Here is a 26,018-nt window from a genome sequence, read left to right on the forward strand (position 1 = left end):
ACGTAATTAGCGCCCGAACCTGATCGAGGGACCACGCACGATGGAAATGACCGGCGAGCGGCGCATCGCAGCCCCCCGCGAGCGCGTGTGGGAGGCGCTGAACGACCCCGCCGTGCTGCAGGCAGCCATTCCCGGCTGCGAGAGCGTGGAGCGCGTCGGCGACGACCAGTTCCAGGCCAAGGTCGCGGTGAAGCTCGGCCCGATGGCCGCCCGCTTCGGCGGCAAGGTCACGCTGTCCAACATCAACCCGCCGGAATCCTACACGATCAGCGGCGAGGGCCAGGGCGGCGCGATGGGCTTCGCCAAGGGCGGCGCCGATGTGGCGCTGGAGGCGGTCGGGCCGGCCGAGACGGTGCTGCGCTACACCGCGAAGGCGCAGGTCGGCGGCAAGATGGCCCAGCTTGGCGCCCGGCTGATCGACAGCACCGCCAAGTCCATGGCCGACCAGTTCTTCGACCGCTTCGCTGCGCAGCTCGCCCCGCCCGCGCCGGCCGAGCCCGTGCCCGCCATCCCCGCGGCGCCGCAATACGATGCCGCCGGCTGGCAACGCGGCGGCGTGATGGACCAGGTCAGCGGCGTCCTGGCCTCGCAGCCGCTCGGCATGCCCTTCCAGGTCTGGTTCGGCCTGGGCGCGATGGTGGTGGTGCTCCTGCTGCTCTTCGCGGCGGGCTGAGGGGCATGGTCCCGGCGACGGTCGAGGAGACGCAGCGCCTGCTGGCCGCCGGCGGCTATGTCGCCGACCGCCAGCTTGCCACCACGGTCCATCTCGCACTGCGCATGGGCCGCCCGCTGTTCCTGGAAGGCGAGCCCGGCACCGGCAAGACCGAGATCGCCAAGGTCCTGGCGGCGCAACTGCCGCGCCGCCTGGTGCGGCTGCAATGCTACGACGGCATGGACCTGGCCTCGGCGGCGTACGAGTGGAACCATGCACGCCAGCTCATGGCGATCCGCCTGGCGGAGGCTTCGGGCGAGGCGGGCGACCGCGCGGCGCTGGAACGCGGCATCTACGACCGCCGCTTCCTGCAATCCCGCCCGCTGCTGGATGCGCTGGAAGGCGAGCCGGCGGTGCTGCTGATCGACGAGCTGGACCGCGCCGACGAGCCCTTCGAGGCCTTCCTGCTGGAGATTCTGGCGGACTTCCAGATCTCCATTCCCGAGCTCGGAACCGTGAAGGCCGCGGTGCCGCCCGTGGTGGTGATCACCTCCAACCGCACGCGGGAGGTGCATGACGCGATCCGCCGGCGCTGCCTGTATCACTGGGTGGACTACCCCGATGCCGCGCGGGAACGCGCGATCCTGAAGCTGCGCGCGCCGGGCGTGGCGGAGCGGCTCTCCGCGCAGGTGGTCGCCTTCGTCCAGGCGGTGCGCCAGGGGGACACTTTCAAGCCGCCGGGCGTCGCGGAGACCATAGACTGGGCCGCGGCGCTGGCCGCGCTCGACGCGCAGGAGCTGGAGCCGGCGCTGGTGGATGAGACGCTGGGCGCGCTGCTGAAATACCAGGACGACATCGCGAAGATCCGCGGCGCCGAGGCGGCGCGGCTGGTGTCCGAGGCCAAGCAGGCGGCGGCGTGACGCGCCTCCTCCCCCGCCCCCCTTCTCCCTCTCCCGCTTGCGGGGGAGGGTCGGGGTGGGGGAACGCGCACCGGCCCCCACCCCAGCCCTCCCCCGCATGGCGGGAGAGGGAGTTCTGCCCATGATCCCCCCCAAGGCCGCCCTCACAATCCTCGCGCCGACCGCCTCCGGCGCGCTGCCCGCCAACCTGATCGCCTTCGGCCGCCTGCTGCGCCGTGCCGGCCTGCCCGTCGGCCCGTCCGAGATCCTGACCGGCGCCGCGGCGCTGGAAGCGGTGGATATCGGCGACCGGACCCAGGCGAAGGCCGCGCTGCGCGCCACCATGGTCCACCGGCACGAGCATTTCCTGCTGTTCGACCACGCTTTCGGCCTGTTCTGGCGCGACCCGGAATCCGGCCGGCACGCCGCCGCCATGGGCCTGCTCGACGGTTTCAAGGAGCCGCCGAAGCCCTCCGCCGCCTCCCGCCGCCTGGCCGAGGCGATGCGCGGCGACCGCCGCGACCAGCCCCCCCCGCCGGAGCCGAAGCAGGAAGAGAAGCTCGACGTCACCTTCACCGTCAGCGACCGCGAACGGCTCCAGGCAATGGATTTCGAGGCGATGTCGGCCGAGGAGATCGCCGCGGCGAAGCAGGAGATCCGCAAGCTCGTCCTGCCGCTGGATGCGCGGCCGACGCGCCGCTTCCGCGCGTCCCATATGGGCAGGCATGCCGATCTGCGCCTGACCGTGCGCGACAGCCTGCGCACCGGCGGGGAGATCCTGGACATCGCGCGCCGCCGTCGCGTGACGCGCACGCCGCCGCTGGTGGTGCTCTGCGACATCTCCGGCTCCATGTCGCGCTACGCGCAGATCCTGCTGCACTTCGTCCATGCGGTGACGAACGACCGCGACCGCGTCTCCTCCTTCCTGTTCGGCACGCGGCTGACCAACGTCACGCGCCAGCTTCGTCACCGCGATCCGGAAGCGGCCTTCGAGATGGTGGCGCACAACGTGCCGGACTGGTCCGGCGGCACGCGCATCGGCGAATCGCTGGAGAACTTCAACCGGCTCTGGGCCCGGCGCGTGCTGGGCCAGGGCGCGGTGGTGCTGCTGATCACCGACGGCCTCGATCGCGAAGGCGCGAAGGGGCTTGCCGAGGCAACGGAGCGCCTGCGCAAATCCTGCCGCCGCCTGATCTGGCTCAATCCCTTGTTGCGCTACGCCGGCTTCCAGCCCAAATCCCAGGGCATCCGCGCGATGCTGCCGCATGTGGACGAATTCCGTCCGGTGCATAATCTCGCCAGCCTGCGCGAGCTGGTGGCGGCGCTGTCGGACCGGCAGGCGGGACGCGGGAAGGAGTTCTCCGCATGACGAAGACGGACGCCGAAGACATCCTGGGCATCGCGCAGGACTGGCTGGCCGAGGGCGAGACCGTCGCGCTGGCGACGGTGGTGGAGACCTGGGGCTCCTCGCCGCGGCCGGCGGGCTCGCGCCTGGCCGTGACGCAGTCGGGCCGGCTCGCCGGCAGCGTCTCCGGCGGCTGCATCGAGGGTGCGGTCGCCGATGTGGCGAAGCAGACCATGGCGAGCGGCACGCCGCAGCTCCTCGATTTCGGCATCAGCGACGAACGCGCCTGGGAAGTGGGCCTCGCCTGTGGGGGCAAGCTGAAGGTCTTCGTGGAGAAGGTCGGGTGAAGCGCGACCTGCTCCAGCGCCTGCAGGCGGCCCGCGCCGCGAAGCGCCCCGCCGCGCTGCTGACGCGGCTGCCCGATGGCGCGCAATCGCTGTTCCCCGAGGACGACGTGCCGCCGGCGCTGGCCGAGGCGGCGCAATCCGCGCTGCACGACGACGCCTCCCGCACCGTCACGCTCGGCAACGAGCAATGGTTCGTCGCGGTGGAGAACCCGCCGCTGCGCCTCGTGGTGGTCGGCGCCGTGCACATCGCGCAGGCGCTGGTGCCGATGGCCGCGGCGCTTGGCTATGCCGTGACGGTGGTCGATCCGCGCCGCGCCTTCGCCACCGAGGAACGCATGGGCGAGCGGGTGACGATCTCCACCGACTGGCCGGACGACGCGCTGCGCGCGCTCGCGCCCGATGTCCGCACCGCCGTGGTCACGCTGACGCATGACCCGAAGCTCGACGATCCGGCGCTGGAGGTCGCGCTGCGCAGCCCGGCCTTCTACATCGGCTCGCTGGGCAGCCGCCGCACCCATGCCAAGCGCGTCGCGCGGCTGACGGAGGCCGGGCTGACCGAGGCCGAGATCGCCCGCATCCAAGCCCCCGTCGGCCTCGACATCGGCGCCGTCACCGCGCCGGAGATCGCCGTCTCCATCCTTGCCCAGGTCGTGGCAAGCCGCCGTGGCGGGCCGAAGAAGAAAGCGGAACAATGATCTTCGGCCCGACACCCCTCGACGAAGCCCGCGGCGCGATCCTCGCCCACACGCTGCGCCTGCCGGGCAAGGTGCTGAAGAAGGGCACCGTGCTGGACGAGCCCGCCCTCGCCCTGCTGAAGGAGGCCGGCAAGCGCGAGGTGATCGCCGCCCGCCTCGAAGCCGGCGACGTGCCGGAGGACGAGGCCGCCGACCGCATCGCGCAGGCGCTGCTCGCGCCGCTGCTCGCGCGCTCCCGCGCCTCCACCGGGCGCGTGAACCTGTTCGCCGAGAGCGCGGGCCTCTTCACCGTGGATGCCGGCCTGGTGGACCGCATCAACCAGGTGGATGAGAGCATCACCATCGCCACCCTGCCCGACCGCACGGTGGTGACGCCGAAGGAGATGCTGGCGACCATCAAGGTCATCCCCTTCGCCGTGCCCGGCACGGTGATCGCGGTGATCGAGGGCCTGCTGCGCGGCCGCCAGCCGCTCACCGTGCAGCCCTTCCGCCCGCTCTCCGTCGGCCTGGTGCTGACCGAACTGCCGGGCATCAAGGAGAGCGTCATGGAAGGCGCGGTGGAGGCGACGGAAGCGCGCGTCACCGGCCTGCTCGGCACCATGCTGCCGGTCGAGCGCGTGCGGCACGAGGAAGGCGCGGTCGCCGACGCGCTGGTGCGCCTGCGCAAGGCGGGCGCGCAGCTGCTGCTGATCGCCGGTGCCTCGGCCGTGGTGGACCGGCGCGACATCGGGCCCGCGGCCATCCTGCGCGCCGGCGGCGCGATCGAGCATTTCGGCATGCCCGTCGATCCCGGCAACCTGATCTGCCTCGGCCGCATCGGGGATGTCCCCGCGATGGTGCTGCCGGGCTGTGCGCGCAGCCCGAAGCTCAACGGCTTCGACTGGGTGCTGCAGCGCATCTTCGCCGGCGAGCGCGTGACGGCGCGGCACATCATGGGCATGGGCGTCGGCGGCCTGCTGAAGGAGATCGAGGCGCGGCCGCTGCCGCGCGCGGAGGCACCGCGCACGCCCGTCTCCCCCATCGCGCCGCGCCGCGCGCGCCAGGTCTGCGCGCTGGTGCTGGCCGCCGGCCGCTCCCGCCGCATGGCGCCGCTGAACAAGCTGCTGGTGCCCGACAACAAGGGCGTGCCGATCATCGCCCGCGTGGTGGACAACGTGCTGGGCTCCCGCGCGCGGCCGGTCATCGTCGTGACCGGGCATGAGCGCGAGCGCGTCGAGGAGGCGCTGGCGGGGCGGGCCGTGCTGCTCGCCCATGCCGAGGACTATGCCGAGGGCCTGTCAGCCTCGCTCAAGGCCGGGCTGCGCGCCGTGCCGCCGGAGGCCGAGGGCGTGCTGATCTGCCTCGGCGACATGCCGCTGGTGAGCGGGGAGATGCTGGACCGGCTGATCGGCGCCTTCGACCCCGAGGAAGGCCGCGCCCTGGTGCAGCCCACCTTCCGCGGCAAGCAGGGCAACCCGATGCTCTGGGCGCGCGAGTTCCTGCCGGAGATGCTGGCCATCAGCGGCGACATCGGTGCCCGCCACCTGGCCGCGAAGCATGCCGACAGGCTGGTGGAAGTGGAGATGGCGAACGACGCCGTGCTGCGCGACTTCGACACCACGGAAGCGCTGCGCGCCCTGCCGGACTACGCACCGAAGCGGTGATCAGGGTAGATAATTATACGAAACATGACGTGACTTGCAGGTCAGCCGACGGCAATTCTTGATCGTTGCTGACCGGGACTCATGTCATGGCCACCGCCGCGCAGTCATGCCCCGCGCGCGAGCTCATCGAGGAGCTCGACGTATTGCGGGGCCTGCTTCCGAACTTTCTGGATCTCGACCGCCGCGGCAACGAGGTGGGGCTGGAGGTGATCGCGGCGCACTACAAGCTGTTCGCCGCGAAGACCTGGAAATACTTTGGCGAGATCGAGCAGCAGGCCGGCTTCGCCGGCCGCGTCGCGCTGAACACCGCCGCACGGCACAGCCGCAAGACCTTCCAGGCGATGGCGATGTACGAGGAGCGCTTCCAGGGCTTCCGCACGCGCCCGGATGGCGGCGCCGTGCCGGACCGCGACGAGATGGAACACGTCGTGCAGATCTTCCGGGAGTATTGCGAAACGACCGACGCCTTCTTCCGCGGCGCGCTGCGGCAAAGGGCGCGCGCGGCGGCGTGAGGGGCGCTGCGTGAGGGGCGCTGCGTGAGGGGCGCTGCGTGAGGGGAACAGAATTGGCATTGGGCGGAAAGCGACGTTCGCGCCTCGGGGCTCGGGCTTGGCTCGGCACCCACGCAGCGGGGCGCTTTTCCAGGCAAGGCAGCCCAGCGCGACCATCGCAGGGCTGGACGCTTCCCCCAGGCGGCGGTTCAGTGTCGAGCGTCAAGCGTCACCATCGCGGAGTGCCCGGCGGGAATTGCCCCGACAAGCGGGTTGCGACCATGAATGGGCCTCTTTCGCGCCTGCTCCGTTCCGAGTGCGTCCTCACCGTGCGGAGTTCGTCGAGCGAGCGGCGTTGCGCCTATCGGCCGCGCGTCTCGAGGCTGTCGACGGCCAGGCTCACACCCACTGCTCCTTTAACCCCGTAATGATTGCACGCTTGATTGAGCAGCCGTAAATTACGCGACGTCAGCCGAAACCAAAGCGACGCGTGAATGGGACAGACCGATGAGTGACTTCGAGCAGAAGCCCTACACCCCCGACGCCTTTACCGAGGACGCTGGCATTTTCGCCGATAATCCCGATCCGCGCTGCCCCGTAGTGCTCCTACTGGATCGCTCCGGCTCGATGTCTGGCGAGCCGCTTCGCCAGCTCAATGCTGGCCTGCGTCGCCTGCGCGACGAGTTGCGTCAGGACGCGTTGGCGGCGCGCCGTGTCGAGCTTTCGATCGTGTCCTTCGGCCCGGTGACGACGGATGTCGGCTTTGCTACGGCCGACCGGTTCGACCCACCCGAACTCACCGCGGGCGGAGATACACCGATGGGGCGCGCAATTGAGACCGCTCTCAATCTCCTGGCTCAGCGCAAGGAGGAGTATAAGTCGCACGGTATAGCCTACTATCGGCCGTGGGTGTTCCTGATCACCGATGGCGCTCCGACGGACCCGTGGCAGAACGCAGCGCAACGCGTGCGGACCGAGGAGGACGCCAAGCGCATCGCGTTTTTCGCGATCGGCGTGCAAGGCGCGGACATGGACCAACTCGCACGGATCAGTGTCCGCGCGCCGATCAGGTTGGACGGCCTGAAATTTGGTGATCTGTTTGTCTGGCTGTCGCAGTCACTAGCAGCAGTCTCCCAGTCGCAACCGGGCACCAGCGTTGCGCTGCCGCCGCCCTCCGGCTGGGCCTCGGTGTGACGAGATGCTTCGCTGGGTGGCGCCACGCCGCCAGCAGCGTTATTGGCACCTCGCATCTGCGCAACGGCACCGAGTGTCAGGATTTCCACGCCGTCAACGTGGCGTCTGCCGCCTCAGGCGCCGAAGTCGTCATTGCAGCGGCGGCGGATGGCGCCGGAAGCGCCAAACGATCGCTAAACGGCGCGCGGCAGGCCTGTCATACCTTCTTCGAATGCGCCCAGTTGGCAGTTGCTCAACTGGGACAGGCGCTCGACTTCTTGCATGACGGTTTCGCCCGCGACACGCTAGAGGACGTTCGCGCCCGCATAACCGAGCTTGCCAACGAGTCCGATGAGCCGCTTTCAGCCTATGCCTGCACGATGTTGGGCGCGATTGTTGCGGACGACGCGGCCTTCTTTCTCCAAATTGGCGATGGCGCGATCGTCTATCGTATGCGCGACGATGATGCCGCCGTCTGGCGCCTCGCGCTTTCGCCCCAGCGCGGCGAATTTGCCAATGAGACGATCTTTGTCACGCGTGGCGACGCGGCACAGCGCATCTCGGTCGCGCGCGTCGCTGGCCCGATCGCCGAGTTTGCGCTGATGACGGATGGTATCGAACACCTGGCCGTCAAGATGGCGACGGGAGAGCCGCATGCGCGCTTCTTCGAGCATGTGTTCGCGGGCCTTCGCGCTGCCCAGGAGACCGGTACTGCTGTCGCCCACGAGGCTTGGTTGGAGGCCTTCCTCGGCTCCCAACAGGTCTGCGCGCGAACGGACGACGACAAGACGATGGTCCTCTGTTCCAGGCAGTCGGCCGCCTGATGTCGCTGGTCGTAGCCGGCACTCCCCTCCGGATCGGCCGCGAGATCGCGAAAGGTTTTGAAGGGGCTGTGCATGAGTTACCGAGCATGCCCGGCCATGTGGCCAAGATTTACCATGCGCCGCCGGACCCGGTACGCGCCCGGAAGCTCCAGGCCATGGCGGCAATGCCGTCCGGTGCGCGCCCAGCCGGAGCCGCATGGCCGGTCGCTGTAGTGCAGGACGAGTCACGGATTGTGGGCTTCGTCATGCCCCGTTTCGAGAACCGACGAGAACTCCACGCTGTTTGCGCGCCCGCAGAGCGCAAGAAGACGTTTCCGCTGGCAGATTACCGATTTCTTGTCGCCGTTGCTGCTAACCTCGCCCGGGCCTTCGCCACGGTCCATGCGGCCGGTGCGGTGATTGGCGACGTAAACGAGCGCCTAGCACTTGTAGACCAGCGCGCGACCGTCGGGCTGGTGGATTGCGATAGCTTTCAGATCGAGGTCGATGGTGCGGTCCTCACCTGCGACGTTGGCGTCGAGCAATATCAGCCGCCGGAGCTGCAAGGTGTTGCGCTGCGCGGTCGCCAACGCCTGCGCAATCATGACTGCTTCGGTTTGGCAGTGCTCGTCTTTCAACTGTTGTTTTTCAACCGTCACCCATTTGCGGGCGTGCCGCTGCATGGCGCACCGCCTTCGCTCGGTGAGGCAATAGCGCAGCACCGTTTCGCCTGGAGCGCCGAAGCGGCCGCGCGCGGGGTGCGCCAGCCGCCGAACACGCTGCCATTCAACGCACTCGACAGCCGTCTGCGCGTTATGTTCGAGCGCGCCTTCGGGCCCGAGGGACGTTCCGAAGGCCGCCACAGCGCGAGCGTCTGGGTTAAGGCCCTCGAAAGCTATGCAGCACAACTCGTCTCCTGCCGCGCCAACTCACACCATGCCCATCTTCCTGGGGCCTGCCCGATCTGCGTCATCGAGGGACGCACCGGAGCGCTGATGTTCGTTCCGCGTGCCGGCGCGGCAGTGCCGGCATTGCCGGATTTTCCGGCGCTGGCTGCGCAGTTGCGTGCTGAACTCGGGCGACGGCTGCTGCCCCGGGCGCCGGGCACCCCGCCGTCCGAAGGCGATTACGCGCGCCGCGTGACCGGCAGGCCGCTTCCGCCGGGTGTCGAACGCCCGGGCTTTTTCGGCCGCATTCTCGATTTAGTCGGCATCAGCGAAGATTCCTGGGCGAAGGAAATCGCAAGGCGCGACGCCGCCTTCCAGAGGGCGCAGCTTGTTTATCAGACTGCGCTGGCCAACTGGCGGGCTGAGGTCCACAGGGACGCGATCGCGACTATGGTCCGCGAGATTGGCTCCCAGTGCGATCGCCTCGCCAACCTGAGCCGCGAAGCCGATGCCGCTATCGCTGGTGCCGCGGGCCGCTCGCGGGGTGCAGCTTTGCGCACTTTTCTCGAAACATTCCCCATTGCTTCCGCCTCGATAGAGGGGATCGGCCGGGGCCGCATCGCGGCCCTGGAGGGCGCAGGCATTGACACCGCAGCGGACGTTAGCAGCAAGGCTCTGGCGACTGTCCCTGGCTTCGGCCCGGTCCTGAGCAGCCGCGTTCTCTCTTGGCGAAAAGCTTGTGAGGCCAGATTTAAGGCCCCGGCGACAGAGGGCGTGCCAGTCACCAATACTCCGGCGCTGGCGGCAATTCGGGGCAAGGCCACATCTCTGGAGGCCGCGATCCGCGCAGGACTTGCCAAGCTCGACCACATGATCAGTGCTGAAGCGGCGAGGATTGGCGGCGTCAGGGCCGATCTCGACCGGCTTGCGCGCGACTTGGCGCAGGCCGGTGCGGATCGGGCCATGATGGCCTAGTCTCCCTCGGTCGCTGTCATCATCGGTAGGCGCGCCGCAGCAATCGGCCGTCAACGCCGCGTTGCGCGTACCACTGCTCCCGCCAACTCATCTCCCGGCCTTCCATCGCTTCCCGAACACCGGTCGTCCACGACGCTGTCCAGCGACTATGCGGCACGCGCCGCGGGGGGCGTAAACATCCTCATAGGCTCGCAGGCAGAGACACGGTTGCTCAGCAAAACTCCTCCTCTCCGCCACCAATCCCCCTACCCCATCGCCCCCTGCAACCACCGCGCCCAGCCCAGCACCGCCGCATCCTCCCCGATGCGTCCCACCAACTGCACCCCCATCGGCAGCCCCTTCGGCCCCGTGCCCGCGGGCACCGTCACATTCGGCCCCCACAGCGTCGTCCAGAGCAGGTTGAAGGTGGGATCGCCGGTCCAGCCCAGCCCTTCCGGCGCCTCGCCCGGCGCGCTCGGCGTCAGCAGCGCGTCCAGCCCCTCCGTCGCCCGCGCGAAACCGAGCTTCGCCGCGGATTGCGCCAGCCGCGCCTCGCGGAACGCCGCCATCGGCAGCCCGCGCGCCCAGTCGAGCTTTTCCACCAGCACGTCCGAAAGCTGCGCCCGCGCCTCGTTCAGCTCCCAGGCCAGGGACTGCGCGGTCTCCATGTTCATCAGGACCGGATGCGTCTCGGCGGCCTTCAGCATCTCCGGTGTCAGCGTGAAGTCCACCACCTCCGCGCCAGCCTTGCGCGCCTGCTCCGCCACGCGATGCAGCAGCGCCACCGTCTCCGGCGCCGCCTTGCCCGGATCATGGCCGAGCGTCAGGCCGAAGCGCGGCGCGCGCTCTGGCTTCGCCTCCGGGTCGCCCATCGTCCGCCCGGTCATCGCCGCCATCGCCAGCGCGCAATCGGCGACGGAACGGGCCAGCACCCCGATCGTGTCGAGGCTCTCGGCCATCACCTTCATGCCGGCGCGGTGCAGCGCGCCATGGGTCGGCTTGTAGCCGACCACCCCACAGAAGGCGGCCGGCCGCACGATGGAGCCGGCGGTCTGCGTGCCGAAGGCCAGCGGCAGCATGCAGTCCGCAACCGCCGCCGCCGAGCCCGAGGAGGACCCGCCCGGCGTATGGGCCAGGTTCCGCGGATTGGCCGTCGCGCCGGGATGGCGCGTGGCGAATTCCGTCGTCACCGTCTTGCCCATGATCACCGCGCCGGCCGCCCTCGCCGCGGCGACGGCGGCCGAGTCCCCGCGCGGACGCCAGCCCGCCCAGATCGGCGAGCCATAGCCCGTCGGCATGTCCGCGGTGTCCAGCACATCCTTCACGCCGAAGGGGATGCCGTGCAGCGGCCCGGGCCTGGCCCGTGCCGCCGCGCGGCGCGCCTGGGCGGGGTCGAGATGGACGAAGGCGTTCACCGCGGGCTCGCGCTCGGCGGCGCGGGCCAGGCAGGCCTCCATCAGCGCGGCGGGGGAAAGGCGGCCGGCGGCGATGGCGCGGGCGGCCTCGGTGGCGGTCAGGCGGGTCGGGTCCATGCGCCGATGATGCACGCCACGGCGCCCTTGCGAAGCCGGCCTTGCCCTTTCCCCGCGCCGCGCCCCGCCCCACATGGGCGCGATGCCCGACACCGCGATCCGGGTGGCCGAGGACGCGCATGGCGCCCTCGCCTACGCCATCCCCTGCCCGCCCGAGACCCTCCCCGCGGTGCGGCCGGACGCGCTGCTGGCCGCCTGGGGCGCCGCCCGCGCCGGCGCCGCCGCGGGCCGCTGGGGCCCGCCGCGCACCCTGGTCTTCCGCCGCGGCGACGCGGAGCCGACCGTGCTGGCCATCGCCGACCGCGACGCCCGCTGCTGGGCGGAAGCGGTGGACCGCGGTGCCGACCTCGCCACGCTGGCCGGGCTCGCCCTCTGCCTGCGGCTGCTCGCTCTCGTGGAGGTGATGGGGCGCGCCGAGTTCCTCGCCGGCCTGTTCGACGTGACGCCGCAGGGCGTGGACCTCCACCCGGCGCTGCTGCGCGCCGCCGCGACCATGCCGCTCGATCCTGCGGCGAGGTTCGACGCCGAGACGCTTCGGAGGCTATTGTCGCGGGGACTCCCCGCCCGGGCCTTCGCCTGAGGCGATCCCCGCGCGAAAGTCCCCGGCCATGCGTTACCTGCTGCTACTGCCCCTGCTGCTCGCCGCCTGCGATTCGCCGCGGCTCGCCGGCGGGTCGCTGGACGTGCCGATGGGCGGCGCGCCGCGCGGCACCAGCGATCCGCGCCTCGACGCATGCCGCGCGGAGGCGACGCGCGTGGTGCAATTCCGCGAGCGCGGCCAGCTCATGCGCACCGACGAGACCGAGTCCGGCCGCGGCTTCATCACGGTCGCGCCCTACAGCCGCGCCGAGAACGACCGCGCTTCCGCCCAGCTGACCCGCGACCAGATGATCCAGGATTGCTTGCGCCAGGGATCGGCCCAGGGACAGGCGCCGGGGCGCTAGGGCGGCAGCGAGGTGGCCTCGCGCAGCGCCCTCGGGCGCGCGCTCTCGCACCGGGACAGCCGCATCTTCTTCGGCGGGTCGATGGTGGCCTGGACCGGCCTCTGGATGCAGCGCATCGCCGTCTCCTGGCTCGCCTGGGAGCTGACGGGCAGCGCCTTCTGGGTCGGCATGGTCGCCTTCTGCGACCTGGCGCCGGCGGTCTTCATCAGCCCGCTCGCCGGCGCCGTGGCGGACCGGGTGGACCGCGTCAAACTGGCGCTGTGGTCGCAGGTCGGCATCGCGGCGCAGGCCGCGGCGGTGGCCGGCATCACCGCCAGCGGTCACATGACCATCGGGGTGCTGCTGGTGCTGGAGGTGCTGGGCGGCATGGCCGGCTCCTTCGCGCAGCCGGCGCGGCAGACGCTGATGCCGGGCATCGTGCCGCGCGCCGACCTGCCGGCGGCGGTCGCCGCCAACTCGCTGACCTTCGCCGTGGCTCGCTTCGTCGGCCCGGCCATCGCGGGCCCCGTCATCGCCGCCTTCGGCGTGGTGCCCGCCATCGCCGCCAATGCCGTGGGCTACCTGGTTTCCGGGCTGACGCTGCTGCTGCTCAACGTGGCCGGCGCCGAGCGGCGCGGCCATGCCGGCAAGGGCGGCATCTGGGCCGAGGTGGCCGATGGCGTGCGCTATGCCGCGCGCCATGCCGGGCTCGGCCCGCTGCTGCTCTATGCCGCGCTGACCGCGATGCTGCTGCGCGGCGTGCAGGAGGTGCTGCCGCCCTTCGTCGAGCGCATCTACGGGCTGGGCGCCGAGAGCCTCGCGGTGCTGACCGCCTGCTTCGGCGTGGGCGCGCTGACCGCGGGGCTCTGGGTGGCAAGCCGCGGCCGGCTGGAGGGCACGACGCGGCTCGCGGTGTGGTCGGGCCTGGCGCAGGCCGGCGCGACCGCCGGCTTCGTCGCGACCGGCTTCTTCCCGCTGGGCATGCTGAGCGCGGCGCTGATCGGCGCCTTTGCCTCGGTGCAGGGGATAACGGTGCAGACCCTGATCCAGGCGGCGACGGACCCGGTCTATCGCGGGCGGATGCTGAGCCTCTGGGGCCTGATCACCCGCGCCTTCCCCGCGCTCGGCGCGCTGGCGCTCGGCGCGGCGGGCGAGGCCTTCGGGTTGCGCCTGCCCACCCTTGCCGCCGTCGGCCTGTTCCTGGCGGCCTTCGCCTGGGGGCTCTGGCGGCTGAAGCGCATGCAGGCGGAGCTCGAGGGCGTGCCGCCCGACATCTCCGCACGGTGAGCCGTTTCCACGCGGCGCCAAACCGCATTAGAACCCGCGCGCGCCATCATCCCAGGAGGTCCGCGCCGTGTCCAAGATCACCCGCCAGGGCAGCAACCAGATCCTCTCGAGCTCGGTCGAGTACCACAACTTCGTCTACCTGGCCGGGATGACCGCCGACGACCTCTCCAAGGACGTGGCGGGCCAGACGCGGGAGGTGATCGCGAAGATCGACGCCGCGCTGGAATCCAACGGCACCGACAAGACGCGCCTGCTGCAGGCGCAGATCTGGCTGAAGGACATCCGCGATCGCGACGCGATGAACAAGGTGTGGGTGGAGTGGCTGGGCGATGCCGGCCGTCCGGCGCGCGCCTGCGTGCAGGCCAACATGGCCGACCCGCGCCACCTGGTGGAGATCATGGTCACGGCCTGCAAGTAGCCGGCCGGGTTGTGCGGTCGCCGGCCTCCTCTCGGGGCCGGCGAGTTGCGTAACCGCAACGGGCTTCCGGCTCATGACAGCCATGCCACCGCTGCGTGACGAGTCTGTTTCGCGTGTTTCGTGTGTTGCATCAAAGCCGCAACACTGTGTCACCTTCGCGTTGCGCGTTTCGATGTAGGACGATTTCCCGCAACAAGTCGCTTATCCACAGGGCTGCCGAACGAATCACGACAGATTACTGCATGTAACGCACACGGCGGGTTGGCAGGCAGCGAACCGCCCGGATACCCCATTCTCACGGGTCCGTTACGGGTCTGGTGGGCACTGGCAGGGGTTTCCGAATGCGGGCAGGACGCGCGCTGGTTTGTGGCTTCGCCATGCTTGTCGCAACCGCCGTGGGGTCGGCGGCGGATGCGGCGGGGGAACGGCAGGCGAGGGGAACCAGCGCGCAGAACGCCAGCGCCCCGCAGCGCAGCGCGGCACGCCCCGCAACCGCCCGCCGCGCGCCCGCGCGTCCGGCTGCGCAGCGCGCCCAGGCACGCCAGACGCCGCAGCAACAGAACGCGGCCCGCTCGCCCGAGTTGCGCAACGCGATGCATAGCGGCGGCACGCCGATCCTGCATGTCGCGCAGAGCTCCGGCCTCTCCTGCGTTCCTTTCGCCCGCATGGCCACGGGTATGCAGATCAGCGGGGATGCGCGGATGTGGTGGCACAATGCCGCCGGCAGCTACGACCGCGGCAGCCGGCCGGAACGCGGCTCCGTCCTCGCCTTCACCGCCTCGGGCGGCATGCGCCGCGGGCACGTCGCGGTCGTCAGCCGCGTGGTCAATGACCGCACCATCCTGATCGACCACTCCAACTGGGCCGGCCCCGGCATCCGGCGCGGCACGGTGATGCGCGGCGTGACCGTGGTGGACGTGTCCGACCGCAACGACTGGACCGCGGTGCGGGTGCAGGTGGGCTGGAACAACGACGCCTTCGGCCGCACCTATTCGACCTATGGCTTCATCTACAACCGCCGGCCCGGCGAGCGCATCCGCATGGCCGGCGCCGCGGCGATGCAGGAGGTGGCGGAGGCTCAGCCTTCCCCGCATGCCGCGCAGCATATGCGCCTGGCGGCGGAGACGCTCGGCCGCTGAGCCGGCGGGAACCGCCGCGCCGCGCCATGTGCTAACCTCCGCAACAGGCGGAGGCCGAGGGATGCACGACAAGCGGGCGGATGGCGCGGAGCGGCTGATGCTCCCGACAGGGGGCGAGATCCCCAACAACCCGAGGCTGCCGGTGCTGCTGCACCGTGCGGCCGTGCCGCCGGGCGATGCCGCGGCGGCGGAGGCGCTGTTCGCGGGGCGTGGCTGGCCGCCGGCTTGGCGCAACGGGATCTACGACTTCCACCACTACCACCCCAACGCGCATGAGGCGCTGGCGATCGCGCGGGGCAGCGTGCGGGTCAGGCTCGGCGGCGAGGCGGGGGTGACGCTCGACCTCGCGGCCGGCGACGTGGTGGTGCTGCCGGCCGGCACGGGGCACCGCAACCTCGGCCAGTCGCCCGACCTGCTGGTGGTCGGCGCCTACCCGCCCGGCGATCCGCCCGAGCAATACACCGGGCGCCCCGGCGAGCAGCTGCGCGCCGAGCGCGCCATCCCCGCCACCCCCGACCCGCCCTGCGATCCCGTGACGGGCGCGCCCTATCCGCATGGATGAGCTGACCTTCCACAGCCGGCTGCACCGGCCGGGCACGATCCTCGATGCCGGGGCGCATGACGGGCTGCTGGCGCTGCCGCTCTCCCGCCTGGCCGGCGCGCGGGTGCTGGCCTTCGAGCCGCTGCCCGCCGCCTTCGCGCGGCTGCGCGCGGCGACGCTCGCCGAGTATGGCGCGCCGCCCCCGCATGTGACGCTGCGGCCGGAAGCGCTGGGCGCGGCGCCGGGGCGGCTGACGCTCTCGGTGCCGGTGCTGCAGGGCGTGGCGCAGGAGCAATGGGCCAGCCTCGCGAAGGATTATGCCGCCTTCGCCTCCGTCCGGGCGGAGCGCCACGAGGTCGAGGTGATCACCCTCGATTCCCTCGGCCTGCGCGACCTCACTCATCTCAAGGTCGATGTGGAGGGACACGAGCAGGAGGTGCTGGAGGGCGGGCGGGAGACGCTGGCCCGCTGCCGCCCGGTGATCAGCCTGGAACTGGAGGAGCGCCACCGCGCCGGCTCCACCCGCGACGTCCCTGCCCTGCTCGCCGCGCTCGGCTACGAGACGCGGTTCTGGCTGGATGGCGCGATGCAGCCGCTTTCCGCCTTCGATCCCGCCACGATGCAGGTGGCGTCGAGCGACCCGGCGGTGTTCGGCGCCTCCGACCCCTATGTCTTCACCTTCTACGCCTGGCCCGTGGAGCGGGCGGCCGAGGTGCTGGCCGCGCTCAACTGACGTCGGAGGGCAGCCAGAGCACCTGGCCGATCCGCTCCGCCCCGCCGGCCAGCATCGCCAGGCGGTCGAAGCCGAGCGCGATGCCGCTGCCCGCGGGCATGCCGTGGTCGAGGGCGCCCAAAAAATCCTCGTCCACCTCCCAGCCTTCCTCGCCGGCTTCCGCCTTGCGGGCGGCGACGTCGCGGGTGAAGCGGTCGCGCTGCTCGGCGGGGTCGGTCAGCTCGTCGAAGGCGTTGGCCAGTTCCAGCCCGGCGACGAAGAGCTCGAAGCGCAGCGCCGCGCGCGGATCGGCCGGGTCGCGGCGGGCGAGTGCGGCCTGGGGGGCGGGCCAGTGGGTGAGGAAGGTGGCGCGGTCCCGGCCGAGGCGGGGTTCCACATGCGTCAGCAGCAGGTGGAAGAAGGCATCTTCCCAGTTCAGCGTTTCGGACAAATCGAGCCCCGCTTCGCGGGCGGCGCGGTGCAGGGCGGCGGCGTCGCCCTCGGCGGTGCGCGGGTCCACGGTCGCCAGGATGTCCAGGCCATTGCAGAACGCCCGGAATGCCTCGGCGCAGGACAGGCGCTCGAACGGTTCGGCGAGGTCCGTGGCGACGCCCTGATGCGCCACGTAACGCGGGCACACGCTTCGGACAAACTCCTCGGCCTCGTCCATCAGGCCATCCAGCGTCAGGCCGGGCGCGTACCACTCCAGCATGGTGAATTCCGGGGCGTGGCGGGGGCTGAGCTCGCCGTTGCGCCAGACCCGCGCCAGCTCGAACACGCGCCCGGCGCCGGCGACGAGCAGTCGCTTCAGCGCCAGCTCCGGCGAGGTGCGCAGCCACAGCGTCGTGGCGCGGCCGGCGCCGAGATGCGGGCGGTATTCGGTGCGGAAGGCGCGCAGATGCACCTCCATGCCCGGGGCGGGCACCAGGCAGGGCGTCTCGGCCTCGGCGTAGCCGCGGGCGGTGAAAAAGGCGCGGGTCTCGGCGGCGAGGCGGGCGCGTCGGCGGAGGAAGGGCAACCGGGCCGCGAGGCTTTCGGGGTGCCAATGAGGCGTCGGGCGTGGGAGGGGCATGGATTCGGGCGGTCCGCCAGTCTAGAGCCAAGCCGGGCACGGTCGGTCGCACCCTCACCCTCCCGCGCGGCGCTGCCGCGCGGGCCCCTCCCTCTCCCGTTGCACGGGAGAGGGTGTCCGGGCGCAGCCCGGACGGGTGAGGGCACGACCGACCTGCCCGGTTCGGCACGGAGTCTCGTTCGCCAGCATGCCCGATGACGCGACGCCCCGCACGCTGCGCTCCGCCCGCGCCCTGGTGGCGGCCGGCCTGCTGGACCCGGCCGAGGAAGCGGCCGTGGCCCGCGTGGCCGCGCGCTACGCCATCAGCGTGACGCCCGCCGTGGCCGGGCTGATCGCGGCGCCGGACGACCCGATCGGGCGGCAATACATCCCCGACGCCGCCGAGCTTCTGACCGCGCCGCACGAGATCGAGGACCCCACGGCCGACGCCCCCTTCACCCCCGTGAAGGGCGTGGTGCGGCGCTATCCCGACCGGGCCCTGCTGAAGCCGCTGCTGGCCTGCCCGGTCTATTGCCGCTTCTGCTTCCGGCGGGAGGTGGTGGGCCCGGATGGCGGGCTGCTGACCGAGGCGGAGCTTGCGGCCGCACTGGACTGGCTGGCCGCGACGCCCGAGATCCGCGAGGTGATCCTGACCGGCGGCGACCCGCTGATGCTCTCCGCCCGGCGGCTCGGGGCGCTGATGCAGGCTTTCGGACAAATTCCCCATCTGGAGATCATCCGGGTGCACAGCCGGGTGCCGGTGGCCGACCCCGCGCGTGTAACCGACGACCTGGTCGCCGCGCTGGATTCGGACAAAGCCTTCTTCCTGTGCGTCCACGCCAACCATGCCCGCGAGTTTTCCGCGGACGCCGCGGCGGCGCTGCGGCGGCTTTCGCGCGCGGGGGTGCCGCTGCTGGGCCAATCCGTGCTGCTGCGCGGCGTGAACGACAGCGCGGAGGCCCTGGAAGACCTGTTCCGGGCGATGCTGCGGCACCGGGTGAAGCCCTATTACCTGCACCAGCTCGACCCCGCGCCCGGCACCGCGCGCTTCCATGTGCCGGAGGCGGAGGGCCTTGCCCTCGTCGAGAGCCTGCGCGGCCGGATCAGCGGCCTGGCGCAGCCGACCTATGTGAAGGAAACGCCGGGCGGCGGGGGCAAGGTGCCGGTGCGGCGGGCGGCAGCGCGCTGAACGCCGGCGGCCGGGGGACGAAGCCGCCGGCGCGGTGGAGGGCGCGGCCGGCCTCGGCCGCTGGGAGCGTCGCGCGCGCATCCATGAGAACATACAGGAAACGCGCGGCAACCTGCCACCGGAATCAGGCGCCCGCCACGCCGCTACGGCACCGCCGGCGGCCCGCCGAAGGCGTAGCGCAGCCCGAACAGGATCAGCGAGTGCTGCTGCGATTCGAGGGTCAGCGGCGCATCCGTGCGCCGGCCCCGCGGGTTGATGCGGAAGCCGTCATAGCTCTGGTGGCCGAAGGTGCCGAGGAAGCGATACTCCGCCGTGAGCGACAGGCCCGGCACCGCGCGCAGCGGGAAGGCCGCGCCGAGGATGGCCTGGTAGGCGAAGGCGCTGTCGGTGCCGGATGCGCTCATCCCGAAGGCGCGGCCATCGGCCGGGCCGAGGCGGTAGTCGTCGAGCTCCGTCCACTGGTAGCCCAGGCCGGCGCCCAGATAAGGCCGCACCCAGTCCACGCCGAGCCGGACGTCGTAGAAGCCGTTGACCATCAGCCCGTAGCTGCGCTGCGACCCGCCCGAGAAATTGGCCACGTCCGTGCCGCTGATCGAGCCGATGGACGAGGACCGGTAGGAGCCCTCCAGCTCCGCGCGGAACCCGTTCGCGAAGCCGTAGCCGAGCGACAGCACGCCGGCGAAGCCGGTGCCCCAGCTGATATCCAGCGCCTCGTCCGCCAGGCCCGAGGCGATGATGGTCTGGTCCTGCGGGATGTCGAAACCCATGCCCGCGGCGAGATAGAGCCCCGGCGCCGGCTGCGCCGATGCCATTGCGGGCAGGGCGACGGCAAGCGCGCCGACCAGGGCGCAACGCGTGACAGTCATCGCGGTGACCTCCTCCCGTTTCCGGCGGGCCGACCGAAGCGCAGGGCCCGCGCGACACCTCCCTTCATAAGGAAGATCGAACGGATCGGAGATGATCTCGATCAAGCCGGCGGCGGCGCACGCCCGCGGTGTTCCGGGGCGGTGCGGTGCGGTGTGGTCAGGCGCCGGGCGGCGTGCCCCAATGGGGCGGCCAGGTCTCGCGGACCACGGGCAGCGCCTCCATCCGCGCCATCCAGCCCGCAAGCTTCGGCCCGGCGAGTTCGCCTTCCGTGAGGCCCGGATTTCGCTGTGCGATGCGGCGGCCGAGGGCGATCAGCGGAAACAGCGTGAGGTCCGCCGCCGAAAGCCCGCCCGCCAGGTATTTTTGTTCGTTGATTCGGCTTTCCCAGAACGACAATTCCTGCCGCATGCCGGCCCAGGCGGCGGCGATGCGGGGCGGGTCCCGGCGGTCGGCGGGGGTGAAGAGCACGGCCTCCACGAGGTGTTCGAGCTCCGGCGCGAAGTAGCCATCGGCCTCCCGCACCATGCGGCGCTGGATGGCGCGGCGGCGCGGATCGGCATCGAGCAGCGGCGGGGTGGAGGCGATGTCCTCGAGGTATTCGAGGATGGCGGCGGATTCATAGAGGCTGAATTCTTCTTTCGTCTTGTCGTCCTCCTCGATGAGGACGGGGACGCGGCGACGGGGGTTGAGGGCGGCGAAGTCGGCGCTGCGGAAATCGCCGGCGTCGTAGGACATGGGGCGGAGCGTGTGCGGGATTTTCTTCAGTGCCAGCGCCATGTGGACGCGCCAGGTGTAGGGGGAGCCGGAGAGGTAGAGCAGCGTGAGGGGCATGGGGGCCTCCTTGGGGGTGCTGCGGCGTCGGGTTTAGAGGTAACCTTGATGACCCGATAGGGTGCGGGGGAAAGCTGGACTCAAGGGTCAAATCAATCGTCTCGCGTAGCATTAGATCACCAGGCGCGATAACGGGCTTGAGAGCGGGCGTCGGGCGGAGGTCGCGCCCCTCCAACGCTACCATACTAAGGACGTGATGTGCCGGCACATTGCCATGGGATGAAGCTTTGACAGCGCAGGGATGTCGTGCATCTGCGCTACATGCTGGAAGACCGTTGCGAAGCAGCTTGGCAGAACTGCTTTATCCGACCGATAGTCGGATCGTGCTCGGGTGAGGGAGAAGTCGGAGTGAGCCAAGATAATGAAAGTTCACGCAACGGCGATCAGGTCGAGCGCATCGCCGACATTTTCCGGACTGGAGGTCAGCCCACTGTCACTTATGTAAGGCGTGACCATGGTAGATTCGAAGCCGAGCTAGAGAGCGCCTTACTCGAGCCAGGCCAAATATGTTTGGTCACAGGCCCCTCGAAAACTGGAAAGACTACACTGTATAAACAAGTACTTTCTAACAAGAAATTCATTGCGCTGCACATATACTGCAGCTCAGAGATGAGCGCAACAGATGTTTGGCTGCGCATACTGGAGAAGATTGATTTCGAGAGAGTTTCCGCAAGAAAGAAATCACGCAAAGACACCCTCACGCTGCAGGGTGAGGCGAACACCACGTTCGGGTGGTCATGGTTGGCTAAAAGCGCACTCAAAGTTGGCGTATCGAAAGGATCCGATGCATCAGAAGAAGAAGCTCGGGAGCGCATCCTCTCATCTCCCGGCCCAGAGCTTCTCATTCCTGTTCTACAAGAAACGAACTATATTCTCGTATTTGAAGATTTTCACTATTTACACGAAGCTCAGCAAAAGCTTTTGGCGGAGCAATGGAAAAAATTTACAGATAATGACATATCATTCCTTGTGGTTGGCACGACACACCGCGCTGTAGATATCGTGCGAGGAAATAAAGATCTCATAGGAAGGATCACTCACTTTAAGGTCGGAAACTGGAGCATATCTGACTTAGAAGAAATAGTAAAAAAAGGTTTTCAACATATCGATGTAAAAATCAAAGCGAATTACCGTTCTTTTATAGCAGCAGAAGCGGTCGGTTTGCCCATTGTTGTCCAACAAGTCTGCCTAGAATTATTTCTTCGTAAAGGAATTACTGAAAAATCACAAGTTGATCGGAGTCTTTTCAATATCGATGACGCAGATATTAGCGCTGCATTAAACGCGGTGGCGAAGAAAAGGTACGAGTCTTACGAAAATTTTTACGCAGTCTTGGTCAGAGGGCCTCGTCAAAGAGCCAGAAAATACAACAGTTATGAGTTGTTAATCGCCTGCTTTGGTGGTGATCCGGTAAAATTCCAATTGACTCGTGGAGAAATCGACGACCGCATTCGAGCTAGCGGGCTTGAGCAGAATAAGTTGCCGCCGACAGCCTCTATCCAGTCTGCATTGCGGGCCTTGGATAAACACCAGCAACGTAAATTTGGCTCTCCTTCAACAGAAAAAAATCGTGGATTGCCTGGCAAACTCCGCATAAAATCTAGTCCATCTAGCAGTCATTTTAGGCTTTTAGAATGGCGTGAAAAGGAAGACACTTTGTACATACTTGAGCCTACGTTCCTGTTTTACGTCAGATGGCGTAATGCACGCCCCGTCAGCCGGCCGAAACTGCAGGAATGGTTCGATATTTTCTTGAAGACGAAAGTGGGGAACGCCACAGAGGAAGTCGTGCGGGTCCGCGTTCGTAATCCGCTTTTGTAAAGGTCGCGGCAACGCGCAGTATGGTGTAGCGGCCATATGGCCAGTCACAAGGTCTGTCCGGATCCTTGCCCTCCCCGCCCCCTCGTTGTAAGCGCGCCGCGATCCATCAGACCCCACAGACGACGTCAGGATACCGCCCGCCATGGCGAAGATGCAGGCCAACCAGATGCGTGCCGGCATGGTCATCGAGTTCGAAGGCCAGCGCTACACCATCCTCAAGCAGAACATCATGATCCCCGGGAAGGGTGCGGCCGTCATCCAGGTGGAGATGCGCAACATCAAGTCCGGCGCGAAGAAGGACCAGCGCTGGCGCACCGCCGATACCGTCGAGCGCCTGACCACCGAGGACAAGGAGTTCACCTACTCCTATGCCGATGGCGACATGCTCGTGCTGATGGACCCGCAGACCTACGAGCAGACCTCGGTCTCCAAGGACATCCTGGGCGACCGCCTGGCCTTCCTGCAGGAGAACATGACCGTCAATGTCCGCCTGATCGAGGGCGAGCCGGTCTCCATGGACATCCCGGAGACGGTGATCCTGGAGGTGGTGGAGGCCGATCCGGTGGTGAAGGGGCAGACGGCCAGCTCCTCCTACAAGCCGGCGGTGCTGTCGAACGGGGTGAAGACGATGGTGCCGCCCTTCATCACGGCGGGCGAGAAGATCGTCGTGAAGACGGAGGATGCCAGCTACTACGAGCGGGCGAAGGGGTAGAGCCTTCGCGGCGTAGGGGGGGCGCGTCGCTTCTCCGCTTCGCAGGTCGGTCGCGCCCCCACCCGCCTCGCTGCGCTCGGCACCCTCCCCCATTTCATGGGAGAGGGAGAGTTCGGCGGGAGCGCCTACGGATGGAGGGGTCCGGGGACGATCATCGTCCCCGGCGGGGGTTTTCGGGGGCGGCGCCCCCGGCTTACACACGCATCGGGCCGGCGGCAGACAGCCGACCGGCCTTCGTTCTTTCCAGGGTATCGCATCCGATGGCCGTCTCGCCGCGCATCTCGCCTGCCATGAACGTGTTGCACCAGGCCGTGCAGAAGGCCGGTCGGCGGCTGCTGCGCGACTTCGGGGAGGTCGAGAACCTCCAGGTCAGCAGCAAGGGGCCGGGGGATTTCGTCAGCCAGGCGGATCTCCGCGCGGAGCAGACGCTCAAGGAGGAGCTGTCGAAGGCCCGGCCGGGCTGGGCGTTCCTGGGCGAGGAAGGCGGGCAGGCGGAAGGCGACTGGGAATGGCGCTGGGTGGTCGATCCGCTCGACGGCACCACGAACTTCCTGCACGGCATCCCGCACTGGGCGATCAGCGTCGGCGTCGAGAAGCGGCTGGACGCGGAGAAGACCGAGCTGGTGGCGGGGTGCATCTACAACCCCGCGGCGAACGAGCTGTTCTGGGCGGAAAAGGGCGTCGGCGCCTTCCTCAACGACCGGCGGCTGCGGGTTTCCGGGCGGCGGGACATGCTGCAGGCGGTGTTCGCCACGGGCATCCCCTTCGCGAAGGTGCAGCGGAAGGCGGAGTTCTCGCTGACGCTCCAGAAGCTGATGCCGCAGGTCGCGGGGGTGCGGCGCTTCGGCTCGGCGGCGCTCGATCTCGCCTGGGTGGCGGCGGGGCGGTACGACGGGTTCTGGGAGCTGGGGCTGAACCGCTGGGACATCGCGGCGGGGCTGGTGATGGTGCGGGAGGCCGGGGGGATCGTCTCGGACCCGGCCGGCGGCGAGGGCTTCTACGAAAGCGGGCATGTGGTGTGCGGCAACCCGACGCTGCAGCCGAAGCTGCGCGAGGTGGTGGCGGAGGGGATCGCCGCGGCGGAGAGCGCGCGGGGGCGGGACGCCTGAGGGCGGCCGGCATCTGCCGGCCGAGCCGCCGAATGGCGGCCGCCGCCCGTGCGGCATGCGAATAGCATGCTTCCAGCATGACGGGCCAAGCGGCCGGAGGCCGCGCCCGGCGTCTGAGGGCGACATCATCGACCCCGGCGTGGCGCCGAATCGGCGTTGCGGGTAGGTTGGGCGCGATGACCTCGCGCCGGGCCCTGCTTGCGCTGACGATGATCGCCGCGCCCGGCGTGGCGGGGGCGCAGTCGCGCGGCGCGCCGGCGCCGCCGCTCGCGCTGCCGGCGGGGATGTCGCCGCTGCCGCATGGCGCCTATCGCGTCGCGTTCCGCGGCAACGCCACCACGCTGCCCGATGGCGCGGCGGAGGCGCTGGCGGAGATCGGGCGCCGGCTGGCGGCGACGGCGGCGGGGTCCGGGCGGATCACGGTGGAAGGCCAGGCCAGCGGGCCGCGCAACGATGCCTCGACGGCGCGGCGCATCTCGCTGGAACGCGCGATCGCGGTGCGCAAGGCGCTGGTCGCGGGCGGGCTCGACGAGACGCGGGTGGATGTGCGGGGGCTGGGGCGGGTGCCGGCCGGGCTCGACGCCGCGGATGTGCTGCCGCCGGGCGCCGTGCGCGCGGGACAGAGGGGGTAGGGCGCGCGGATGACCAGCCCCACGATGTATCTCTGGCGCATGCTGATCTTCGTCGCCGCGGTGGCGGGGCTGGTGGCGCTGCTGGTGGACCAGATCAGCCATGCCTTCCTGGCGAACCCGCTGCTCAACGGGGTGATCCTGGCGGTGCTGCTGCTCGGGATCGGCTGGACCTTCCGGCAGGTGCTGGCGCTGACGCGCGAGGTCGAGTGGATCGAGCAGTTCCGCAACCCCGCGCCCGGCGCGCCGAGCCGGCCGGCGCCGCGGCTGCTGGCGCCGCTGGCGAGCATGCTGGCCAGCCGGCGGAACGAGCGGCTTTCGCTCTCCGCCATGTCGATGCGCAGCGTGCTGGACGGGATCGGCTCGCGGCTGGACGAGACGCGGGAGATCTCGCGCTACGCCACGGGGCTGCTGATCTTCCTCGGCCTGCTCGGCACCTTCTGGGGGCTGCTGCTGACGATCGGCGCCGTGTCGCAGGTGATCAACGACATGTCGGTCGGCACCGGGGACATCAACGCGCTGTTCAACCAGCTGAAGTCCGGGCTGAGCGAGCCGCTGCGGGGCATGAGCATCGCCTTCTCGTCCTCCATGCTGGGCCTGGCCGGGGCGCTGGTGCTGGGGTTCCTCGACCTGCAGGCGGGGCAGGCGCAGAACCGCTTCTATTCGGAGCTGGAGGATTGGCTGGCGAGCGCGACGCGGCTGTCCTCGGGCGCGCTCGGGCAGGATGGCGAAGGCTCGATGCCCGCCTACGTCCAGGCGCTGCTCGAGCAATCAGCCGAGAACATGGACGAGTTGCAGCGCGCGATGGCGCGCACCGAGGAAGGGCGCAATGTCGGCAACCAGGCGCTCATGAACCTGACGGAGCGGCTTTCCGTCCTGGCGGATCAGATGCGCGCGTCGCAGGTGCTGATGAGCCGCATGGCGGAAGCGCAGGCGCAGCTGCAGCCGACGCTCTCGCGCCTGGCCGACAGCGCGGGCGGCGGCGCGATGGACGACGCGACGCGCGGGCATATCCGCAACCTGGAACTCTATCTCGCCCGCATCCTGGAGGAGATGAGCCAGGGCCGCATGCAGGCGACGACGGAGATCCGGAACGAGATCAAGGTGCTGGCGCGCACCATCGCGGCCCTGGCGGAGGAGCCGCGGCAGTGACCTGGTGCGAAGCCCGGCGCCTGGCGCCGCGCTGTTGCGGCCGGTCGCGCACCCACCCGCCCTCGCTGCGGTCGGGCGCCCTCCCCCGCGGTGCGGGAGAGGGACGATCGGCGCGGCCCCGCTCCCTCCCCCGCAGTGCGGGGGAGGGCTGGGGTGGGGGCGCGACCGGGTTTGCCGATGGCGCGCTGCCCCCACCCCGACCCTCCCCCGCAAGCG

General features: G+C 69.6%; 27 protein-coding genes. 23 read left to right on the forward strand and 4 right to left on the reverse strand.

Annotation, left to right across the window (positions count from 1 at the left end):
- Positions 1-40: 40 nt before the first annotated feature.
- The 10 genes from E4T13_RS07370 (at position 41) to E4T13_RS07415 (ending at position 9,910) form a co-directional block, all read left to right on the forward strand.
- Complete coding sequence (locus tag E4T13_RS07370; protein WP_137177538.1) at positions 41-673, forward strand: carbon monoxide dehydrogenase subunit G; 633 nt, start codon at positions 41-43, stop codon at positions 671-673.
- Positions 674-678: 5 nt separating this feature from the next.
- On the forward strand, positions 679-1,572 hold the full coding sequence (locus E4T13_RS07375) for a MoxR family ATPase (RefSeq protein WP_137177539.1): 894 nt from the start codon (positions 679-681) through the stop codon (positions 1,570-1,572).
- A 121-nt stretch (positions 1,573-1,693) separates the two neighbouring features.
- Positions 1,694-2,920, forward strand: a complete 1,227-nt coding sequence (locus E4T13_RS07380; RefSeq protein WP_137177540.1) for a VWA domain-containing protein — start codon at positions 1,694-1,696, stop codon at positions 2,918-2,920.
- Entirely contained in the window at positions 2,917-3,243 is a 327-nt protein-coding gene (locus E4T13_RS07385; protein ID WP_137177541.1) for an XdhC family protein, read from the forward strand. Before E4T13_RS07380 ends, E4T13_RS07385 begins: the two co-directional genes overlap by 4 nt.
- Positions 3,240-3,938, forward strand: coding sequence for an XdhC family protein (locus E4T13_RS07390; RefSeq protein ID WP_137177542.1), 699 nt, complete (start codon positions 3,240-3,242; stop codon positions 3,936-3,938). The genes E4T13_RS07385 and E4T13_RS07390 overlap by 4 nt, the downstream gene beginning before the upstream one ends.
- Positions 3,935-5,581 (forward strand): NTP transferase domain-containing protein, encoded by a 1,647-nt coding sequence (locus E4T13_RS07395; protein WP_137177543.1) that lies wholly within the window; start codon positions 3,935-3,937, stop codon positions 5,579-5,581. Before E4T13_RS07390 ends, E4T13_RS07395 begins: the two co-directional genes overlap by 4 nt.
- Before the next feature lie 86 nt (positions 5,582-5,667).
- Complete coding sequence (locus E4T13_RS07400; RefSeq protein ID WP_137177544.1) at positions 5,668-6,093, forward strand: hypothetical protein; 426 nt, start codon at positions 5,668-5,670, stop codon at positions 6,091-6,093.
- A 486-nt stretch (positions 6,094-6,579) separates the two neighbouring features.
- Positions 6,580-7,266, forward strand: coding sequence for a VWA domain-containing protein (locus tag E4T13_RS07405; RefSeq protein ID WP_137177545.1), 687 nt, complete (start codon positions 6,580-6,582; stop codon positions 7,264-7,266).
- Positions 7,263-8,069: a PP2C family serine/threonine-protein phosphatase gene (locus tag E4T13_RS07410; protein WP_170984850.1), complete on the forward strand. Its 807-nt coding sequence runs from the start codon at positions 7,263-7,265 to the stop codon at positions 8,067-8,069. Before E4T13_RS07405 ends, E4T13_RS07410 begins: the two co-directional genes overlap by 4 nt.
- The gene (locus E4T13_RS07415; protein WP_137177547.1) at positions 8,069-9,910 is read left to right on the forward strand and encodes a helix-hairpin-helix domain-containing protein; all 1,842 of its coding nucleotides are present in this window, start codon (positions 8,069-8,071) and stop codon (positions 9,908-9,910) included. Before E4T13_RS07410 ends, E4T13_RS07415 begins: the two co-directional genes overlap by 1 nt.
- A 245-nt stretch (positions 9,911-10,155) precedes the next feature.
- On the opposite strand, the gene E4T13_RS07420 is transcribed toward E4T13_RS07415, so the two are convergent.
- Entirely contained in the window at positions 10,156-11,421 is a 1,266-nt protein-coding gene (locus E4T13_RS07420) for an amidase (RefSeq protein ID WP_137177548.1), read from the reverse strand.
- Between the two features lie 82 nt (positions 11,422-11,503).
- Between E4T13_RS07420 and E4T13_RS07425 the strand changes: the two genes are divergently transcribed.
- From E4T13_RS07425 to E4T13_RS07455, 7 genes are all read left to right on the forward strand, one after another.
- Positions 11,504-12,001, forward strand: a complete 498-nt coding sequence (locus tag E4T13_RS07425) for a hypothetical protein (RefSeq protein WP_240791014.1) — start codon at positions 11,504-11,506, stop codon at positions 11,999-12,001.
- Positions 12,002-12,029: 28 nt separating this feature from the next.
- Positions 12,030-12,365, forward strand: coding sequence for a hypothetical protein (locus E4T13_RS07430; protein WP_137177549.1), 336 nt, complete (start codon positions 12,030-12,032; stop codon positions 12,363-12,365).
- Positions 12,366-12,377: 12 nt separating this feature from the next.
- Complete coding sequence (locus E4T13_RS07435) at positions 12,378-13,631, forward strand: MFS transporter (protein ID WP_240791015.1); 1,254 nt, start codon at positions 12,378-12,380, stop codon at positions 13,629-13,631.
- 67 nt (positions 13,632-13,698) lie between these two features.
- A complete protein-coding gene (locus tag E4T13_RS07440; protein WP_137177550.1) occupies positions 13,699-14,049 on the forward strand; it encodes a RidA family protein in 351 nt (116 codons plus the stop codon).
- A 377-nt stretch (positions 14,050-14,426) separates the two neighbouring features.
- Positions 14,427-15,188: a CHAP domain-containing protein gene (locus E4T13_RS07445; RefSeq protein WP_137177551.1), complete on the forward strand. Its 762-nt coding sequence runs from the start codon at positions 14,427-14,429 to the stop codon at positions 15,186-15,188.
- 61 nt (positions 15,189-15,249) lie between these two features.
- Complete coding sequence (locus E4T13_RS07450) at positions 15,250-15,750, forward strand: cupin domain-containing protein (RefSeq protein WP_137177552.1); 501 nt, start codon at positions 15,250-15,252, stop codon at positions 15,748-15,750.
- On the forward strand, positions 15,743-16,462 hold the full coding sequence (locus E4T13_RS07455; RefSeq protein ID WP_137177553.1) for an FkbM family methyltransferase: 720 nt from the start codon (positions 15,743-15,745) through the stop codon (positions 16,460-16,462). The genes E4T13_RS07450 and E4T13_RS07455 overlap by 8 nt, the downstream gene beginning before the upstream one ends.
- Here the strand turns inward: E4T13_RS07455 and epmA are convergent.
- Positions 16,455-17,513, reverse strand: coding sequence for an EF-P lysine aminoacylase EpmA (epmA, locus tag E4T13_RS07460; protein WP_137177554.1), 1,059 nt, complete (start codon positions 17,511-17,513; stop codon positions 16,455-16,457). The two genes, E4T13_RS07455 and epmA, sit on opposite strands and share 8 nt — an antisense overlap.
- A 187-nt stretch (positions 17,514-17,700) precedes the next feature.
- Between epmA and E4T13_RS07465 the strand changes: the two genes are divergently transcribed.
- Entirely contained in the window at positions 17,701-18,681 is a 981-nt protein-coding gene (locus E4T13_RS07465) for a lysine-2,3-aminomutase-like protein (protein ID WP_137177555.1), read from the forward strand.
- A gap of 143 nt (positions 18,682-18,824) precedes the next feature.
- Here E4T13_RS07465 and E4T13_RS07470 read toward each other — a convergent pair whose 3' ends face one another.
- Both E4T13_RS07470 and E4T13_RS07475 read right to left on the reverse strand, forming a co-directional pair.
- The gene (locus E4T13_RS07470) at positions 18,825-19,547 is read right to left on the reverse strand and encodes an outer membrane protein (protein WP_137177556.1); all 723 of its coding nucleotides are present in this window, start codon (positions 19,545-19,547) and stop codon (positions 18,825-18,827) included.
- Between the two features lie 157 nt (positions 19,548-19,704).
- Positions 19,705-20,379, reverse strand: a complete 675-nt coding sequence (locus E4T13_RS07475; RefSeq protein ID WP_137177557.1) for a glutathione S-transferase family protein — start codon at positions 20,377-20,379, stop codon at positions 19,705-19,707.
- A 348-nt stretch (positions 20,380-20,727) separates the two neighbouring features.
- On the opposite strand from E4T13_RS07475, the gene E4T13_RS07480 reads away from it, so the two are divergent.
- From E4T13_RS07480 to E4T13_RS07500, 5 genes are all read left to right on the forward strand, one after another.
- Positions 20,728-22,200 carry an ATP-binding protein gene (locus E4T13_RS07480; RefSeq protein WP_170984851.1) on the forward strand — a complete coding sequence of 491 codons (1,473 nt, stop codon included), beginning with the start codon at positions 20,728-20,730 and terminating at the stop codon, positions 22,198-22,200.
- A gap of 142 nt (positions 22,201-22,342) precedes the next feature.
- A complete protein-coding gene (gene efp, locus E4T13_RS07485; protein ID WP_137177559.1) occupies positions 22,343-22,912 on the forward strand; it encodes an elongation factor P in 570 nt (189 codons plus the stop codon).
- Positions 22,913-23,172: 260 nt separating this feature from the next.
- Complete coding sequence (locus E4T13_RS07490; RefSeq protein ID WP_137177560.1) at positions 23,173-24,021, forward strand: inositol monophosphatase family protein; 849 nt, start codon at positions 23,173-23,175, stop codon at positions 24,019-24,021.
- A 176-nt stretch (positions 24,022-24,197) separates the two neighbouring features.
- Positions 24,198-24,653: an OmpA family protein gene (locus E4T13_RS07495; protein WP_170984852.1), complete on the forward strand. Its 456-nt coding sequence runs from the start codon at positions 24,198-24,200 to the stop codon at positions 24,651-24,653.
- Between the two features lie 9 nt (positions 24,654-24,662).
- Complete coding sequence (locus E4T13_RS07500; RefSeq protein ID WP_137177562.1) at positions 24,663-25,802, forward strand: flagellar motor protein MotA; 1,140 nt, start codon at positions 24,663-24,665, stop codon at positions 25,800-25,802.
- The last annotated feature ends 216 nt before the right edge of the window (positions 25,803-26,018 follow it).

It is taken from the genome of Roseomonas sp. AR75 (genome assembly GCF_005222815.1).
GTDB lineage: Bacteria > Pseudomonadota > Alphaproteobacteria > Acetobacterales > Acetobacteraceae > Falsiroseomonas.

Coding starts and splice junctions, on each gene's coding strand:
- E4T13_RS07370 (WP_137177538.1), top strand. CDS start 41: ATGGAAATGACCGGCGAGCGGCGCATCGCAGCCCCCCGCGAGCGCGTG.
- E4T13_RS07375 (WP_137177539.1), top strand. CDS start 679: ATGGTCCCGGCGACGGTCGAGGAGACGCAGCGCCTGCTGGCCGCCGGC.
- E4T13_RS07380 (WP_137177540.1), top strand. CDS start 1,694: ATGATCCCCCCCAAGGCCGCCCTCACAATCCTCGCGCCGACCGCCTCC.
- E4T13_RS07385 (WP_137177541.1), top strand. CDS start 2,917: ATGACGAAGACGGACGCCGAAGACATCCTGGGCATCGCGCAGGACTGG.
- E4T13_RS07395 (WP_137177543.1), top strand. CDS start 3,935: ATGATCTTCGGCCCGACACCCCTCGACGAAGCCCGCGGCGCGATCCTC.
- E4T13_RS07400 (WP_137177544.1), top strand. CDS start 5,668: ATGGCCACCGCCGCGCAGTCATGCCCCGCGCGCGAGCTCATCGAGGAG.
- E4T13_RS07405 (WP_137177545.1), top strand. CDS start 6,580: ATGAGTGACTTCGAGCAGAAGCCCTACACCCCCGACGCCTTTACCGAG.
- E4T13_RS07415 (WP_137177547.1), top strand. CDS start 8,069: ATGTCGCTGGTCGTAGCCGGCACTCCCCTCCGGATCGGCCGCGAGATC.
- E4T13_RS07420 (WP_137177548.1), bottom strand. CDS start 11,421: ATGGACCCGACCCGCCTGACCGCCACCGAGGCCGCCCGCGCCATCGCC.
- E4T13_RS07425 (WP_240791014.1), top strand. CDS start 11,504: ATGCCCGACACCGCGATCCGGGTGGCCGAGGACGCGCATGGCGCCCTC.
- E4T13_RS07430 (WP_137177549.1), top strand. CDS start 12,030: ATGCGTTACCTGCTGCTACTGCCCCTGCTGCTCGCCGCCTGCGATTCG.
- E4T13_RS07445 (WP_137177551.1), top strand. CDS start 14,427: ATGCTTGTCGCAACCGCCGTGGGGTCGGCGGCGGATGCGGCGGGGGAA.
- E4T13_RS07450 (WP_137177552.1), top strand. CDS start 15,250: ATGCACGACAAGCGGGCGGATGGCGCGGAGCGGCTGATGCTCCCGACA.
- E4T13_RS07455 (WP_137177553.1), top strand. CDS start 15,743: ATGGATGAGCTGACCTTCCACAGCCGGCTGCACCGGCCGGGCACGATC.
- epmA (WP_137177554.1), bottom strand. CDS start 17,513: ATGCCCCTCCCACGCCCGACGCCTCATTGGCACCCCGAAAGCCTCGCG.
- E4T13_RS07465 (WP_137177555.1), top strand. CDS start 17,701: ATGCCCGATGACGCGACGCCCCGCACGCTGCGCTCCGCCCGCGCCCTG.
- E4T13_RS07470 (WP_137177556.1), bottom strand. CDS start 19,547: ATGACTGTCACGCGTTGCGCCCTGGTCGGCGCGCTTGCCGTCGCCCTG.
- E4T13_RS07475 (WP_137177557.1), bottom strand. CDS start 20,379: ATGCCCCTCACGCTGCTCTACCTCTCCGGCTCCCCCTACACCTGGCGC.
- efp (WP_137177559.1), top strand. CDS start 22,343: ATGGCGAAGATGCAGGCCAACCAGATGCGTGCCGGCATGGTCATCGAG.
- E4T13_RS07490 (WP_137177560.1), top strand. CDS start 23,173: ATGGCCGTCTCGCCGCGCATCTCGCCTGCCATGAACGTGTTGCACCAG.
- E4T13_RS07495 (WP_170984852.1), top strand. CDS start 24,198: ATGACCTCGCGCCGGGCCCTGCTTGCGCTGACGATGATCGCCGCGCCC.
- E4T13_RS07500 (WP_137177562.1), top strand. CDS start 24,663: ATGACCAGCCCCACGATGTATCTCTGGCGCATGCTGATCTTCGTCGCC.